We start from the raw sequence: 13,140 nt of genomic DNA on the forward strand, positions 1-13,140 counted from the left end.
AACGGAGCCGCCTGCAATCAGACGGCTCCGCATGGGTGGCTTTTGTATCTATGAGGTGAGGGGGTCAGGCCTCATGAGCAAAAGCACGGGGGGTTTCCAAAAGAGCGGTTTTTTGTTCTGGCGTGAAGGTATCCGTAAGCGCTTCGATCAGCTTGAGGACATCTTTCCGTTCAGCTTCGGTTTTTGCGGCGCTCATCTGTTCCACAAAGTACTTCTCTAGATCGGTGAGTGGTTTGTGATCCTGATTCGCAGGATTCTTGGCTGCGGCTTTCTTCGCGGCAAACAGGGCCAGCGCTTCTTCGTCGCCCATGAAGACGTCATTGTGAATGTCCGCAAATTCACGCAGACCGGCGATACGTTCTTCGGTGCAGTCCAACAAAGCAGCCAATGCGTGAACCTTGCCCATTGGAACCGTCTTGCCGACATAGTCATAAGGCGCGCAATTCGAACGCTTCAGCACCCGATCCATGACCGGATCGATCACGGTGATGATGTCCTGAATACCTGCGTTTTTCGCATATTCCAAAGAACCGATCATCAACTCGCAAGTCGCGTAGGAGACTGAGTTCTTTTCCTTGCCACGCGTGAGGCGTTGGGTGTCTACGCAGAAACGGGTGGATTCCCACATGGTTGCGCTGCGAAGAGGTGCTTCGCCGCAAAGGATCGCCGAGAAGACATCCGACAACATGTGTGGTCCGGTGGTCTGTAGGGCACGCACGGCGGCGACGACATTCCCCTCATCGTCGAGTCCGATTACATATGCCGGGTCCAGTTGATCGAACTCGTCGATTTCTTTTCCGTCTTGAATGTTGACGTCCCATCCCAGGCGCCCACCAAAAACACGTGCTCTCAGCTCGAACATTTCGTCAAGAACTTCGCTGAACATATGTCTGTTCAGGCCATCTACCACGATGATCATTTCTTCCCCCTTCGAGTGGTTGTTCGGTAAAATAGAAGTTACCGGGCCCGGGGAGATTTTCTATTGGGGGTTTCCCGTATTTTGGCGAAATTTGGCGATTTTTTTGTTTAACTTGGGGTAATAAGCCCAATTGCAATCGCGCGGCCAACGGCCTGAGGGGTGGTCAGCGCACTAAGCTTTTCTCGGCTGGAACGCAAGTGCACTTCTACGGTTCGGTGCGAAATGGACAGAATATCGCCGATATCCTGTTGCGATTTCCCCGCTGCAACCCACTGCAATATCTCTGTCTCACGTCTGGAGAGCGTTGGATGATACAGCGCGCTGGTCAATTCGTCTGATGAAACCACGTTGTCATGGATGTGTACTGCCATCGACTGCAAGTCACTGATGACATGCGTATAAAGCTTGCGCCATTCCTCTTTGCTGCAATTGCGCGTTGCGCTCAGCAGGCCGATATCCCCATAGGGGCCGCGCACGGGAATCGTAACGCCTTGGTTCGGCAATCCAAAATCGTGGGCATCCCGGAATACACGCTGGAAATCGGGGCTGCGCTCGAGGCGGCTCCAATCCACGGGCGCGATGCTGCGGCGGGCCATGTGGATGGTCGGGTCGATCATGATCAGACCCTGGTTCTGGTAGTGCTTGTTCCAGGCGTCGTCATAGGTCACAAAGCCAGCCACCGTACCGGCGGCCGGGTTCATGCCAGCATATGCAGCATGATCCATATCATGCTTCTCACAGATTTGCCTTAGAAATTCGGTGTATCGAACTTCTGAATCCGGCAGAGTGCTCAGATCGACAATTTCCATGTGGTGCCTACCAGCTGCGGCCCATCTTACAGCCCGATGGTGTCGTCGAGCATGCATATAACACAGAGTGGAACCCGTTTACCTCACCGAGCCAGAACACCATAATTTCCTAAACATGACAAGGCGAGGTACTAATTGTCTGCGCAATTCCAAATAATGAGACACTCAATAGAACATTTTTGTCACTATTCGGCAAAAAGTGCTAATTTCACGCAGCTTTCTGACGCTAATCACCGTCAGTTGGCGGGTTTTAGCCCAGTTTCCACCAGCAATCCGCGCGCTTTGGCTTCGGGGTAAAAGCCCTTGGCATAAAGAAATATCGCCCGATCCTGGTTGCCATCAGACAGAAGCCAGGCACCGCGAAGGTATTTCCCTGCAAATTCAAGGTTGGTGTCCGCGTCCAACAAGCCTTTGGCGTTTCCGGTGTACCCCATGGATCGCGCGGTGGCCGGAAGGATTTGCAGCAGTCCATAATAGGGTCGGTTGACTGCCCAGGGGCGATGCGTGCTTTCACGAATGGCAAGCTTGTGAACAAGCTCTCGCGGAAGCTCGTAATGGTCCGCCCATTTGTTGATCGACGCGCGAAGTTCCGGCGTTTCGTTTGGATAGAGCATAGGGTTGAACTGTGATGTTTCGGCCTTGGAGACTTCTCCTGCACCGCAGGCAACCAACGGGGCTGTCAGTAAGAGTGCCAAGAGATTGCGACGGGTGAACGGGGGCATGAGTTTCTCCGGGGTTTCGAGTGGCAATGATATGGCCTGAGTATTTGGCTGCAAGATTATGGATGGAGTTGGGCTGAAATTTGCTGGTTTGTCTCGTAGACAAGAAAAAAGGCCGCGCTGAAGCACGGCCTTTGTTGTGTTCGAAACCTTGCCGGATCAGGCTTTGGCTTCGTCTTCCTCGGCAGGAGCGGCTTCCGGAGCCAGCTCTTCGTCCTCGGATGCGGCCGAGCCGATGTCGTCGAACAGTTCGGCGATCTCGAATTCAGCGGCTGCTTCTTCTTCGGCGGCCAGTTCTTGGATCGATTTGCCCGAGGCCTGAAGCTCGGCTTCTTCTTCCGAACGCGCCACGTTCATCTTGATTTCAACTTCGACTTCGGGGTGCAGCTTGACTGCAACCGAGTGCAGGCCCAGTTCCTTGATCGGATTGACCAGAACAACCTGCTTTTTGTCGACAGTGAAACCAGCTTCGGTTGCGGCGTCAGCGGCGTCACGCGGGGTGACCGAGCCGTACAGAGCGCCAGCATCCGATGCCGAGCGAATCACGATGAACTGCTGTCCGTCCAGCTTTTCAGCCAGTGCTTCAGCTTCTTTCTTGGTTTCCAGGTTGCGGGCCTCAAGCTGCGCTTTCTGGGCTTCGAACGACGCGATGTTGGCATCGGACGCGCTCAGGGCTTTGCCCTGGGGCAGCAGGAAGTTGCGGGCGTAGCCGGGCTTGACGTCAACGACGTCGCCCATCTGACCCAGTTTCGCAACGCGTTCCAGAAGGATAACTTGCATGTCAGTCTCTCCTTACTTCACGGCGTAGGGCAGCAGGGCGAGGAAGCGGGCGCGCTTGATAGCACGGGCCAGTTCACGCTGCTTTTTCGCCGAAACGGCGGTGATGCGCGAAGGTACGATCTTGCCACGCTCAGAGATGTAGCGCTGCAGCAGACGGGTGTCTTTGTAGTCGATTTTCGGCGCGTTCTCACCCGAGAACGGGCAGACCTTGCGGCGGCGGAAAAATGGTTTTGCGGCCATGGTTTAGTGTCCTTTCCTCAGGCGGTGATCAACGACGCTCGCGGCGGTCGCCACGTTCGTCACGCTTCTGCATCTGAACCGACGGGCCGTCTTCGTGACCGTCAACCTTGATGGTCAGAACGCGCATGACGTCATCATGCAGGCGCATCAGGCGTTCCATTTCCTGCACCGCGCCCGAGGGGGCATCGGTTTTCAGAAAGGCATAGTGGCCCTTGCGGTTCTTGTTGATCTTGTAGGCCATCGTCTTGACGCCCCAGTACTCGCTATCAACCAGCTTGCCGCCGTTGTCAGCCAGAACGGTGCCGAAATGTTCGACGAGGCTTTCCGCCTGCGCGTTGGACAGATCCTGACGCGCGATCATTACATGCTCATACAGTGGCATGTGCACTCCTGTTTATGTCAAGGCGCATTTCATAGGCGGGGCCATCCGGTCCTTCGCGACCCTGCCACGAGAGGCTGCGCGATTCATCTGATTGCGAAGGATGGCCCCGTATACACGTTTGAACCGCAGGAGCAAGCCCCGCCACATATGCCTTTGAGACGCCGCCCAATTTCCTTTGGGCCGCCCAAATGCTGACGCTTTTCGGCTCAAAGTTGTTTTGCATACCGGACGTTACCCGGACCAAACAGAAAATCGACAGTAACCTGATAAAAGGTGAAGTGTTATGACCGCGACCAATACAAACACATACCGGGAAGAGGCGGCAGGCTCACGCTTTGAGCATTCGGTGCCGGTAATGATTGCCTTCGCGCCAAACTGGAAGGCCCGTTTGATCCTGGCGCGGTTGGTCGGAGCGTTCCTGATCTTTTCGGCGTTTTCGATGTGGCTGATGCCGGGTTCGATCGTGGGCGCAGATGTCTGGCCGATCAAGATGGTGGCATCCATGCTGTTTCTGATCGTCGGTGTCAGTTTGCTGACGATCGAAGTTCTTGATCAGCGCCCGGATGCCTATTTCGATCCGATCCGCCGCGAAGTCCGTGTTCTGCAAAAGAACGAAGACGGACGCCCTCAGACGGTGCTGCGCCGCAGCTATGAATCGCTGGGTGGTGCGCGTTTTGAAGAAAACGAAGTCCACTTGTTTGATGTGGATGGGAGCCTTTTGATGAAGCTGCCCCTTGAATCGGCGGATGTCAGCCGAGCGTTGAAAGGGCAACTGAGCAAGAGCGTAACAATTTTCGGCTGAACTTTATTCTGTTCAAAAAGGAACAGATGTTGTGACTCGAAAAAGGTTGTGTGCCGCCGACAGGCGGCACATTTTGTTTGTGAGCAACCCAGACGGTTTGCATTCACAAAAACGCGGAGATTGTTATGAAATCCACCCTTCTTGCTGCTGCACTGGCCGTATCGGCGACCACGGCATTCGCCAGCGCCGAGAAATACGTGCTGGACCCGAGCCACAGCCAGGTTGTCTTCAGCTATGACCACCTGGGCTTTTCAACCACAACCGGCATGTTCTCGGGCTTTGAGGGCGAGATCATGTTCGATCAGGAAAATCCCGCCGCCTCCAGCGTGAGCGTGTCGATGCCGGTATTGGAGATGCTCACCGGTTGGAAGCCACGTGAAGATCACTTCATGACCGAGGATTTCTTTGGTGCGACCGAGGGCGATCTGATCACCTTTACCTCGACGGGTATCGAAGTGACCGGTGAAGACACTGCGAAGATCACCGGCGACCTCACCATGAACGGCGTGACCAAATCCGTTGTTCTGGATGCCAAACTGAACAAGGTTGACACCCACCCGATGGCAAACAAGCCATGGGCCGGTTTCAACGCCACCACGACCCTTGTCCGCAGTGAATTTGATCTGGGCCAGTTCGCACCGTTTGTAAGTGACGAAGTGCAGGTGCAGATCTCGGTCGAAGCGCAAAAAGCCGAATAAGCGCAAGACACCGAACACGAAAACCGCCGGTGATCCTGTCACCGGCGATATTTTTTGGCATCACTGACTGCGGGACGCGGCGAGTTCCACAGCGACGGTGACGGTGAAGCCGAGCGAATCTTCGGTGGGCTGCGATGCGCCGATGCCGAAATCCAACCTGTTCAGATCAACCGAGCCTGTCATGGTCGCGGTGTCGTCCTGAAGGTCCAGTGAAAACGGGAGTATGATATCGATCGTCTTGTCGCGGATTGTCAGTGGTCCGCGTGCCTCATATCCGCTTTCGGTTTTGAAAAGGTCAGCCGTGAACTGGGCCGTCGGAAACTGGGCGTTGTTGAAGAAATCCGCACCCATGGCCTGTTCGGTTACGGTTCCGAGGCTGAGAGACCCTATTGCGATCGTGACCTCGACGGACCCGGCCGGGCCAGGCTCGGCAGGGTCGTCAAAAGCAATTGCGGCTGTCCAGTCGGAAAACGAGCCGGTGACCGGGCTGCCCAATTGGGAAATCGTGATGGACAGGGTGCCGTTCTGAACCTGCCAGTCTGATTGCACCTCGGCCAGTTGGACGTCGGCGTCATCATCGTCGGCCTCACGCGCAAATTCGCCAGAGACCCAGCCGCCGGTGAGGACAAGCGCCCAAACGGCCACCGCGGCGACGGCGGGCACAAGGGAATGATGCTGGTGTGGAGGCTCCGGTGCGTCCGACCCACCCGGCAACATCCTGCGCAACGTGCTGTCTTTGTCTATGACGTGATGCTTCAACGCTCCGGCAACATGCAGGACCAGCGCGCCGACGAGCGTCCACATGAACAGCCAATGCAGAACGCCTGTCACCTCGGCCACAATGGTTGATTTCGCTACAAAAGGCAGATTTTGGCCGAAGGGCCAGAGGATTGGAGCAAACCCTTCGGTTGCGGCGTGGTGCACCCAACCGGTCAGTGGCACAAGCACCAGTGACCCATAAAGAAGCCAGTGGACGGTTTCGGCGGCAAAAGCCTCGGGCTTGTTGTCGGCATTCAGCAGGCCGGGCTTGGTTTGCGTGAAGGCCCACACTATCCGAGCCAAAGCAACGAAGAACACGGTGACGCCTATGGTTTTGTGCAATGAGAACATGCGCGCCGCGCGTGCGATTTCGGCCTCGCTTGGGGCTGTGGAGGCATGCAAGACAGCATGGGCCAGGTTGTCCGCGATCCAGCCGAGCGGCAGGGCCGTGAAGATCAGCAACGCGGTGAGCCAGTGAAACGTCTTTGCGACACTTCCGTAGCTTGAAAAGGAATTGGTCGAGGCCATGGGTGCAACGCTCCGAGATTCTGTGCTGCGCCCAAGTTAAGGTTATCGGAAGTCGGCACAAGTAAGCGCTTGTGCACAGCCAAGGTGCCAGAATGCAGAACACAGGCAGTGCTTGTGCCAGACGTTCAGTCAGTTTACACCCCGCCGCAACCTGACATCATCCATGAGGTTGCAATGACACTCGCGTTCGTTTTTCCGGGGCAGGGCGCCCAGACCATCGGTATGGGCAAAGCACTGGCCGATGCCTATCCGGCGGCGCAGGCCGTCTTCGATGAGGTGGACGAGGCACTGGGAGAGAAGCTGAGCAGATTGATCTGGGAAGGCGACATCGCCGACTTGACGCTGACTCAGAACGCCCAGCCTGCTCTTATGGCGACATCCATGGCGGCAATGCGTGCGCTGGAAGCCGAAGGCGTTTCGGTTGGTCAGGCGGCTTTCGTGGCGGGTCATTCCTTGGGTGAATACTCGGCCCTTGCGGCAGCGGGGGCTCTGTCGGTTGCGGACACCGCGCGCTTGCTGCGCACCCGCGGTCTTGCGATGCAAAGTGCCGTACCGGTGGGCGAGGGCGCAATGGCGGCCATTCTTGGATTGGACCTGGAGGCGGTGCGCGCCGTTGCAGAAGAAGCCGCGCAGGGACAGGTCTGTCAGGCTGCCAATGACAACGATCCAACCCAGGTCGTTGTGTCCGGTTCCAAGGCCGCTGTCGAGCGTGCCGCCGAGATTGCCAAGGAAAAAGGCGCAAAACGTGCTGTTATGTTGCCTGTAAGTGCTCCATTTCACTGTGCGCTGATGCAGCCTGCGGCAGATGTCATGGCGGAAGCGCTTGCTGCCGTCGAGATAAAGGCGCCTTCCGTGCCTTTGGTGGCCAATGTGCGCGCCGAAGCCGTCAGTGATCCGGATCTGATACGTCAGTTGCTGGTGGAACAGGTGACCGGTTCGGTTCGCTGGCGGGAAAGCGTTCAGTTCATGGCCGCGCAGGGCGTGACTGAAACGTGGGAAATCGGTGCTGGCAAAGCGTTGTCCGGCATGATCCGCAAGATCGATCGTGCCATTGCAGGCAAGGCAGTGGGCACACCGGAAGATGTTCAAAAGGCCATTCAGGCCGAATCGTAAGCTCAAAAAGCGTCATGGCCGACGCACCAAGAGGAAAACCGAATGTTTGATTTGACAGGTAAGAATGCGCTGATCACCGGTGCTTCGGGCGGTATCGGAGGCGACATTGCACGTGCGTTGCACGGTGCTGGCGCAGCGGTCGGATTGTCCGGTACACGTGTCGAGCCATTGCAGGCTCTGGCAGACGAACTGGGCGAACGCGCGCATGTGTTGCCTTGCAATTTGAGCGATCCGGAGGCCGTCGAAGCGTTGCCAAAGCAAGCGGCCGAGGCGATGGGATCGGTGGATATCCTGGTGAACAATGCGGGTATCACGCGCGACAACCTGTTCATGCGCATGTCCGATGAGGAATGGCAGAGCGTTATTGACGTGAACATGACCTCGACGATGAAACTGTGCAAAGGTGTGATCCGCGGCATGATGAAGTCACGCTGGGGCCGGATCGTGAATGTCTCGTCCGTGGTTGCCGCGATTGGCAACCCGGGGCAGGCCAACTATGCTGCGTCAAAAGCCGGGATGATAGGGTTTTCCAAGGCTTTGGCTCACGAAGTGGCAACGCGCGGAATTACCGTGAATGCCGTGGCTCCGGGCTTTATCACCACGGCAATGACCGAGAAGCTGACCGAGGAGCAGAAAAAGGGTCTGTTGCTCAAGGTTCCGGCGGGTCGCATGGGCGATCCCGAAGAAATCGCAGCGGCCGTTCTGTATCTTGCCAGCCCCGAAGCGGGTTATGTTACCGGAAGCACCTTGCATGTGAACGGCGGCATGGCCATGTTGTGATCGCCACAGGGGCAGCGCGAAAGCGTTTGCCTCTTGCGTCGACTATGCTATAGGCGGCGCATCTATGCGGGGCCGGTTGTTCAGGTCGGCCTTCGACTTCCCGGTTCGCCGGGACCCAAACCGCCCGAAACGGGCAAATCAAAGCCAACCCGTGCGGGCAAGGGCAGAATCGGGCAGACCGCCCTGTAAAGAAATGAGGAACAGACATGAGCGACGTCGCAGATCGCGTTAAGAAGATCGTTGTTGAGCACCTGGGTGTTGAAGAAGATAAAGTCGCGGAAAACGCGTCCTTCATCGATGATCTGGGCGCAGACAGCCTGGACACCGTTGAACTGGTCATGGCCTTCGAAGAAGAGTTCGGCATCGAAATCCCCGATGACGCTGCCGAGACCATCCAGACCTTCGGCGACGCCGTAAAGTTCATCAGCGAAGCGTCCTAAGCGTTTCCCTCTGATCAAATGCGGCGCTTCCGGGCAACGGAGGCGCCGTTTTTTTATGCCTGTTCAAAATTCAGGCTTGCGCGGTCATTTTTGGATGCGCACTGTTTCCATTGAGGCAAAATTCCAAGTGGACAGGGCATGATAAGATCCACTCCCATGATAAATACCGCGCGTTTGACGCTGTGTGCCATGCGCCCGGAGGACTTTGACCGGTTCGCCGAGATCTGGAGAGATCCGTGCGTCGTTCAGCATATTGGCGGCTCACCCCGATCGCGCGGAGAAGCATGGGATTCCTTTTTGCGCAATGCCGGGCATTGGCACATGGCCGGGTTTGGACAATGGGGTGTGCTGCAACAATCGGATCGAAAGCTGATCGGACAGGCCGGTTTCTTTTACGGAAACCGCCGGATGGGCGAGGATTTCGACGGGTTTCCCGAGGCGGGTTGGGTTCTGGCGCCCGAGGCGCAGGGGCAGGGCCTGGGGTATGAGGCGGCCAAGGCAGCGCATGACTGGTTTGACCGGGTGATTCCCGGGCCTTTGGTTGCGATGGTGAATGCGTCCAACGCCTCGTCGCAGAAGCTTGCCAAAAAGCTGGGCTATGTATTGATGCGGGAAGGGGTGTATAATGAAACCCCGGTGCATTTGCTTCGGCGCAACGGGCCACCTGCGCTCGCGTAAATCTGCCACTTCGACACTATGCCGCAAAATGGCCAAACTGTGCCGATCCCGGTGATATTGGGAGGGCGTTCCAGGTGTATGCTGCCGGGGATTTTCAGAGCGATTGAGCGGAGGACCGAGCTCATGAGGATATACCCCACTATGGAGTTGCAGAACGGCCGGTGTGTCACGTTGGACAAAGGTCGTTTGGACAACGCTATGATTTGGCACGTAAACCCGGTTGAAACGGCGCGAAGCTGGGCCGAAGCGGGTGCCGAATGGATGCACCTGACTGATTTCGATGCGATAGAGGGAAAAGATACCAACGTCGAATTGATTGAAGAGATTATCCGCGCGGCCGAAATCCCGGTTCAGTTGGCAGGTGGCATGCGGACGCGCGAACAGGTCGAGCGCTGGATCGACAAGGGCGTCGGTCGCGTCGTGATAGGGACGCTGGCAGCGCGCGAGCCGAAGCTGGTCAAGGAATTGGCCACGCTCTACCCGGATCAAATCGTGCTGTCGGTCGATGTCTGGCAAGGTTTCGTAATGACGGATGGCTGGCGCAGCCAAAGCGTATTCACGCCCGAAGCGTTTATCGACGCGTTCGAGGGGGCGCCGTTTGCTGCTATCGTGGTGACCGATATCGACAGCGATATGGAGGACGTCGAAGCTCAACTTGGTTTGATCTCGGGGATCGCCAGTCAGTCGCGCACCCCGGTGATAGCAAGCGGGGTTGTACGTACCGCGGATGACATCTCGCGGCTGGCGTATATTCCCAATATCTCGGGTGCGATCGTGGGGCGTGCATTGTTTCGCAAGACACTTGACCTGACGGATGCTCTGGAAATGGCAAAATCGGCGCATGAGCCGGTGGCACAGTTCCAATAAATACGCTTCGCCCTTTCAACCGGAATCGTGAAAGGGCGGCGCCGATTTCCGTAACCCAAAGCGGTACTGCTTCGGTTACCCGGCGGTGGGAAGCCCGCATGAAATCGCCGTTGCTCTTGCCCCCGGACCCCGGGCCGGGGTAAGAGCGGTTCTCATAACAGGAAGCAGGCAAGAGGCACTTCATGCGCAGAGTCGTTGTAACCGGTCTTGGATTGGTCACTCCTTTGGCCAGCGGGGTCGAGGAAACCTGGTCGCGGCTGCTGGACGGAGAGTCCGGCGCTGGTCCCATCACGCATTTTGATGCGGAAGGCAGTGGTGTCACCACGACCTACGCCTGTGAGGTGCCCCGCGGGGACGGAACCAACGGGACCTTCAATCCCGATGACTGGATGCCGCCGAAAGAGCAGCGCAAGATCGAGGACTTTATCCTGTATTCCATCGCAGCCGCTGAAATGGCGTGCAAGGATGCGAACTGGTTGCCGGAAGATGAAGAGGACCGCCTGCGAACAGGTGTTCTGATCGGTTCTGGCATCGGGGGGTTGGGTTCGATCGCGAATACCGCCAATCTGATCCGCGACAAAGGCCCGCGTCGGGTTTCACCGTTCTTTATTCCGGGTGCTCTGATCAACCTGGCATCAGGTCAGGTGTCGATCCGGCATGGCTTCAAGGGGCCGAACCATTCGGTCGTGACGGCGTGTTCCACCGGTGCCCATGCAATCGGTGACGCCAGCCGTATCATTCGGGCAGGGGACGCAGACGTCATGGTCGCTGGTGGCGGCGAAGGCTGCATCTGCGAGATCGGCATCGCCGGGTTCAACGCATGCAAGGCGTTGTCGACCAAATATGCGGATAATCCAAAGGCGGCCAGCCGACCCTATGACGTTGACCGCGACGGATTCGTCATGGGCGAAGGTGCGGGCATCGTCATCCTGGAAGAGTATGAACACGCGAAGGCCCGCGGTGCGAAGATTTACGCCGAGGTGCTGGGCTATGGCATGTCGGGCGACGCATATCACATCACGGCACCGTCCGAGGACGGTGACGGGGCAGAACGTTCGATGAAAGCCGCGTTGCGCAGCGCGGGGCTGGAGCCGAAGGACCTGGACTACATCAACGCCCATGGCACCTCGACCATGGCGGATACGATCGAACTGGGTGCGGTCGAACGTCTGCTGGGAGACCACGCCGCGAACGCCACCATGACGTCGACCAAATCGGCAACCGGTCACCTTTTGGGTGCAGCGGGGGCGATCGAGGCAATCTTCTCGATTCTGGCGATCCGCGATCAGGTCGCACCTCCGACGATCAACCTGGACAACCCCGCGGTGGAGACACCGATTGATCTGGCCCCGAACGCCAAGCGTGAGCGCGAGATCAACGTGGCCCTGTCGAACTCGTTCGGGTTTGGCGGCACCAATGCCAGCGTGATCTTCGGAAAGGTCAACTAAATGTGGCGGGCCATTGCTTCGAACGCGCTGACCATTCTGGTGGTCGGCCTGTTTCTGATGGGAGGACTGATCCTTTGGGGTCAGACCCAGTACAAGGCCGAAGGCCCGCTTGAAACCGCAATCTGTCTTCAGGTCAGAAGCGGATCGAACATGACACGTGTCAGTCAGGAACTGGAAGAGCAGGGCGCGATCCGCAGTGCCACGATCTTTCGGATGGCCGCCGATTACACGGATCGGGCGCAGCAGTTGAAAGCCGGCAGCTTTCTTGTGCGGGAAGGCGCGTCGATGGAGCAGATCATCGACGAAATTACCAGCAGCGGTGCCAGCACCTGTGGATCCGAGATTGAGTATCGTATCGGTGTGACGCGTGCTCAGACCCGTGTGCGCGAGTTGAACCCAGCGACCCTGGATTTCGTCGAAATCGCGTCGTTTGATCCGTCGGAAGAAGAGGTGCCTGAGGCCTATACCGAGAAACGCAACGAGGCGGACACCCGTTACCGCGTGTCGCTGGCCGAAGGTGTGACCTCGTGGCAGGTGGTCCAGGCGTTGAAGGCGTTCGACGCATTGACAGGTGAGGTGACCGAGATCCCGGCCGAAGGGATGCTGGCGCCTGACAGTTACGATGTTGTGGCGGGCCAGGACCGTAAGGACATTTTGCAGGCGATGCAGGACAAGCAACAATTGCGGATCAACGCCGTTTGGGAAAACCGTCAGGACGGGTTACCGCTGCAAAGTCCCGAAGAAATGCTGATCCTTGCGTCGATCATCGAAAAGGAAACCGGAGTTCCGGAAGAGCGCGGGCAAGTGGCCAGTGTTTTTGTGAACCGGCTGAAACAGGGGATGCGGTTGCAGACGGACCCGACCGTCATCTATGGCGTCACCAAAGGGCAAGGCACGTTGGGGCGCGGGCTGCGCCGCAGCGAGCTGAACCGACCAACCCCATGGAACACCTATCAGATAGACGGTTTGCCGCCGACGCCGATTGCCAATCCGGGCTTGGCCAGCCTTGAAGCTGCTGTTGCGCCGGATGACACGGATTTCGTGTTCTTCGTTGCCGATGGCACGGGTGGCCATGCATTTGCCGAAACTTTGCAGGAGCACAATCGCAATGTCGCCAAATGGCGCGAGATTGAGGCAGAGCAGAATTCGGGAAATTGATCTGAACGAAAAATGGTTTC

At 57.3% G+C, this 13,140-nt stretch carries 16 protein-coding genes; 9 read left to right on the plus strand and 7 right to left on the minus strand.

The window, feature by feature from the left end; genetic code table 11:
- Nucleotides 1–64: 64 nt before the first annotated feature.
- The 6 genes from I9184_RS03100 to rpsF form a co-directional block, all read right to left on the minus strand.
- A complete protein-coding gene (locus tag I9184_RS03100) occupies nucleotides 65–919 on the minus strand; it encodes an acyl-homoserine-lactone synthase (RefSeq protein WP_209832748.1) in 855 nt (284 codons plus the stop codon).
- Between the two features lie 107 nt (nucleotides 920–1,026).
- Complete coding sequence (locus I9184_RS03105) at nucleotides 1,027–1,728, minus strand: autoinducer binding domain-containing protein (protein ID WP_171631615.1); 702 nt, start codon at nucleotides 1,726–1,728, stop codon at nucleotides 1,027–1,029.
- 236 nt (nucleotides 1,729–1,964) lie between these two features.
- Nucleotides 1,965–2,450 (minus strand): lytic transglycosylase domain-containing protein, encoded by a 486-nt coding sequence (locus I9184_RS03110; RefSeq protein ID WP_171723044.1) that lies wholly within the window; start codon nucleotides 2,448–2,450, stop codon nucleotides 1,965–1,967.
- A 156-nt stretch (nucleotides 2,451–2,606) separates the two neighbouring features.
- Complete coding sequence (gene rplI, locus I9184_RS03115; protein WP_171631623.1) at nucleotides 2,607–3,227, minus strand: 50S ribosomal protein L9; 621 nt, start codon at nucleotides 3,225–3,227, stop codon at nucleotides 2,607–2,609.
- A gap of 12 nt (nucleotides 3,228–3,239) precedes the next feature.
- Nucleotides 3,240–3,467 carry a 30S ribosomal protein S18 gene (gene rpsR / locus I9184_RS03120; protein WP_005608650.1) on the minus strand — a complete coding sequence of 76 codons (228 nt, stop codon included), beginning with the start codon at nucleotides 3,465–3,467 and terminating at the stop codon, nucleotides 3,240–3,242.
- Between the two features lie 28 nt (nucleotides 3,468–3,495).
- Entirely contained in the window at nucleotides 3,496–3,849 is a 354-nt protein-coding gene (gene rpsF / locus I9184_RS03125; protein WP_152458335.1) for a 30S ribosomal protein S6, read from the minus strand.
- 283 nt (nucleotides 3,850–4,132) lie between these two features.
- Here rpsF and I9184_RS03130 point away from each other — a divergent pair, with 283 nt between their 5' ends.
- Together I9184_RS03130 and I9184_RS03135 are read left to right on the plus strand one after the other, a co-directional pair.
- Entirely contained in the window at nucleotides 4,133–4,651 is a 519-nt protein-coding gene (locus I9184_RS03130) for a hypothetical protein (protein ID WP_171167615.1), read from the plus strand.
- A gap of 125 nt (nucleotides 4,652–4,776) precedes the next feature.
- On the plus strand, nucleotides 4,777–5,349 hold the full coding sequence (locus I9184_RS03135) for a YceI family protein (protein WP_171631627.1): 573 nt from the start codon (nucleotides 4,777–4,779) through the stop codon (nucleotides 5,347–5,349).
- A 60-nt stretch (nucleotides 5,350–5,409) separates the two neighbouring features.
- On the opposite strand, the gene I9184_RS03140 is transcribed toward I9184_RS03135, so the two are convergent.
- Nucleotides 5,410–6,636, minus strand: a complete 1,227-nt coding sequence (locus I9184_RS03140) for a cytochrome b/b6 domain-containing protein (protein WP_209832750.1) — start codon at nucleotides 6,634–6,636, stop codon at nucleotides 5,410–5,412.
- Between the two features lie 174 nt (nucleotides 6,637–6,810).
- Between I9184_RS03140 and fabD the strand changes: the two genes are divergently transcribed.
- The 7 genes from fabD to mltG all read left to right on the plus strand — a co-directional run bounded on the left by fabD (nucleotide 6,811) and on the right by mltG (nucleotide 13,120).
- The gene (fabD, locus tag I9184_RS03145) at nucleotides 6,811–7,749 is read left to right on the plus strand and encodes an ACP S-malonyltransferase (RefSeq protein WP_171631634.1); all 939 of its coding nucleotides are present in this window, start codon (nucleotides 6,811–6,813) and stop codon (nucleotides 7,747–7,749) included.
- A gap of 42 nt (nucleotides 7,750–7,791) precedes the next feature.
- Nucleotides 7,792–8,529 carry a 3-oxoacyl-[acyl-carrier-protein] reductase gene (fabG, locus tag I9184_RS03150; RefSeq protein ID WP_209832752.1) on the plus strand — a complete coding sequence of 246 codons (738 nt, stop codon included), beginning with the start codon at nucleotides 7,792–7,794 and terminating at the stop codon, nucleotides 8,527–8,529.
- Nucleotides 8,530–8,735: 206 nt separating this feature from the next.
- Nucleotides 8,736–8,969, plus strand: coding sequence for an acyl carrier protein (locus I9184_RS03155; RefSeq protein ID WP_008756330.1), 234 nt, complete (start codon nucleotides 8,736–8,738; stop codon nucleotides 8,967–8,969).
- 138 nt (nucleotides 8,970–9,107) lie between these two features.
- Nucleotides 9,108–9,647: a GNAT family N-acetyltransferase gene (locus I9184_RS03160; protein WP_171631641.1), complete on the plus strand. Its 540-nt coding sequence runs from the start codon at nucleotides 9,108–9,110 to the stop codon at nucleotides 9,645–9,647.
- A 123-nt stretch (nucleotides 9,648–9,770) separates the two neighbouring features.
- Nucleotides 9,771–10,514: a 1-(5-phosphoribosyl)-5-[(5-phosphoribosylamino)methylideneamino] imidazole-4-carboxamide isomerase gene (locus I9184_RS03165; RefSeq protein WP_171631644.1), complete on the plus strand. Its 744-nt coding sequence runs from the start codon at nucleotides 9,771–9,773 to the stop codon at nucleotides 10,512–10,514.
- A 182-nt stretch (nucleotides 10,515–10,696) separates the two neighbouring features.
- A complete protein-coding gene (gene fabF, locus I9184_RS03170; RefSeq protein WP_171631648.1) occupies nucleotides 10,697–11,962 on the plus strand; it encodes a beta-ketoacyl-ACP synthase II in 1,266 nt (421 codons plus the stop codon).
- Complete coding sequence (gene mltG / locus I9184_RS03175; protein ID WP_209832754.1) at nucleotides 11,963–13,120, plus strand: endolytic transglycosylase MltG; 1,158 nt, start codon at nucleotides 11,963–11,965, stop codon at nucleotides 13,118–13,120. It abuts the gene before it with no gap.
- Nucleotides 13,121–13,140: the final 20 nt, after the last annotated feature.

It is taken from the genome of Ruegeria sp. HKCCE3926, assembly GCF_017872515.1.
GTDB lineage: Bacteria > Pseudomonadota > Alphaproteobacteria > Rhodobacterales > Rhodobacteraceae > Ruegeria.

Coding starts and splice junctions, on each gene's coding strand:
- I9184_RS03160 (WP_171631641.1), top strand. CDS start 9,108: ATGATAAGATCCACTCCCATGATAAATACCGCGCGTTTGACGCTGTGT.
- I9184_RS03105 (WP_171631615.1), bottom strand. CDS start 1,728: ATGGAAATTGTCGATCTGAGCACTCTGCCGGATTCAGAAGTTCGATAC.
- I9184_RS03135 (WP_171631627.1), top strand. CDS start 4,777: ATGAAATCCACCCTTCTTGCTGCTGCACTGGCCGTATCGGCGACCACG.
- fabF (WP_171631648.1), top strand. CDS start 10,697: ATGCGCAGAGTCGTTGTAACCGGTCTTGGATTGGTCACTCCTTTGGCC.
- fabD (WP_171631634.1), top strand. CDS start 6,811: ATGACACTCGCGTTCGTTTTTCCGGGGCAGGGCGCCCAGACCATCGGT.
- I9184_RS03100 (WP_209832748.1), bottom strand. CDS start 919: ATGATCATCGTGGTAGATGGCCTGAACAGACATATGTTCAGCGAAGTT.
- rpsF (WP_152458335.1), bottom strand. CDS start 3,849: ATGCCACTGTATGAGCATGTAATGATCGCGCGTCAGGATCTGTCCAAC.
- I9184_RS03110 (WP_171723044.1), bottom strand. CDS start 2,450: ATGCCCCCGTTCACCCGTCGCAATCTCTTGGCACTCTTACTGACAGCC.
- I9184_RS03140 (WP_209832750.1), bottom strand. CDS start 6,636: ATGGCCTCGACCAATTCCTTTTCAAGCTACGGAAGTGTCGCAAAGACG.
- mltG (WP_209832754.1), top strand. CDS start 11,963: ATGTGGCGGGCCATTGCTTCGAACGCGCTGACCATTCTGGTGGTCGGC.
- rpsR (WP_005608650.1), bottom strand. CDS start 3,467: ATGGCCGCAAAACCATTTTTCCGCCGCCGCAAGGTCTGCCCGTTCTCG.
- I9184_RS03155 (WP_008756330.1), top strand. CDS start 8,736: ATGAGCGACGTCGCAGATCGCGTTAAGAAGATCGTTGTTGAGCACCTG.
- fabG (WP_209832752.1), top strand. CDS start 7,792: ATGTTTGATTTGACAGGTAAGAATGCGCTGATCACCGGTGCTTCGGGC.
- I9184_RS03165 (WP_171631644.1), top strand. CDS start 9,771: ATGAGGATATACCCCACTATGGAGTTGCAGAACGGCCGGTGTGTCACG.
- I9184_RS03130 (WP_171167615.1), top strand. CDS start 4,133: ATGACCGCGACCAATACAAACACATACCGGGAAGAGGCGGCAGGCTCA.
- rplI (WP_171631623.1), bottom strand. CDS start 3,227: ATGCAAGTTATCCTTCTGGAACGCGTTGCGAAACTGGGTCAGATGGGC.